This is a genomic window from Pseudomonas sp. K5002, from assembly GCF_013386655.1.
In the GTDB taxonomy this organism is placed as follows: Bacteria; Pseudomonadota; Gammaproteobacteria; order Pseudomonadales; family Pseudomonadaceae; genus Aquipseudomonas.
Map to the genome: position 1 here is coordinate 1 of NZ_JACARK010001643.1, position 859 is coordinate 859.

1 protein-coding gene and 1 pseudogene are annotated in these 859 nt (G+C 61.0%); one reads left to right on the plus strand and one right to left on the minus strand.

The features are described 5' to 3' along the window. Positions 1 to 113: pseudogene (locus tag HX846_RS38450) on the minus strand (oxidoreductase); the annotation flags it as partial. A gap of 111 nt (positions 114 to 224) precedes the next feature. On the opposite strand from HX846_RS38450, the gene HX846_RS38455 reads away from it, so the two are divergent. Continuing rightward, the coding region (locus HX846_RS38455) for a LysR family transcriptional regulator (RefSeq protein WP_178967607.1) at positions 225 to 859 on the plus strand (635 nt) is incomplete at its 3' end.

Sequence of the window (859 nt, forward strand, 5' to 3'; positions counted from 1 at the left end):
TAGATGCGGCGGGCCAGCAGCAACAGCGGGTGGCCGGCGGCCGACAGCAAGCGCGCAGTCGCTTCGCCAATGCCCGAACTGGCGCCGGTGATGATGATCAATGGCTTGCTCATGGTGGAACTCCTGAAATAAGAAAAACAAATAACTGAACGTGGAGCGCAGTATATTTAGCCCTCGGTTGGCTGAAAAATGCCTTATTCCTCTGTCTGTCATCGGTATTAACTATGGATGTGCGTCATCTCAAGGCGTTTCTCGCGGTATTCGAGGAACGCAATATCACCGCCGCCGCCCAGCGCCTGTTCATCAGCCAGCCGACGTTGTCGGTGACCATCAAGCAACTGGAAGAAGAACTGGGCGTGGCGCTGTTTCTGCGCCAGCCTCGTGGGGTCGAGGTCAGTGACGAGGCGCGGGTGCTGTACCCGCAAGCCCGGCGCATGGTGGCCGAGGCCGACGCATTGAGCCGCTTGTTTCGCGGGCGCGAAAACCGCATCGCCCTGGAACTGGGTGTGGAAGGCGATATTGCCGACAGTCAGATCGAAACTTTCCTGCGCATGGCGCACCAGGGCCTGCCGGGTTTGCTGCTGACCTTGCAGGAAGGCTGCGAAGGAGAAGGGCGCCTGGCGGTAGAGGAAATGTGCTGCGAGGACGAATTATTCCTGCCGCTTTGGGAAGAGTCCTACGTGATGGCACTGCCGATTGCGCACCCGATGGCGGCGGGCGGCAAGGAGCAGGCCTGGGCGCCGATCGGAGACTGGATCACCTGCCCGCAGCATGATTCCCACCAACGGCTGATGGCCTTGTACGGCCGCTCGCCCCAGGCGGTGGCCGGGCATGCCGGTTCGTTGACCCAGGCATTGCA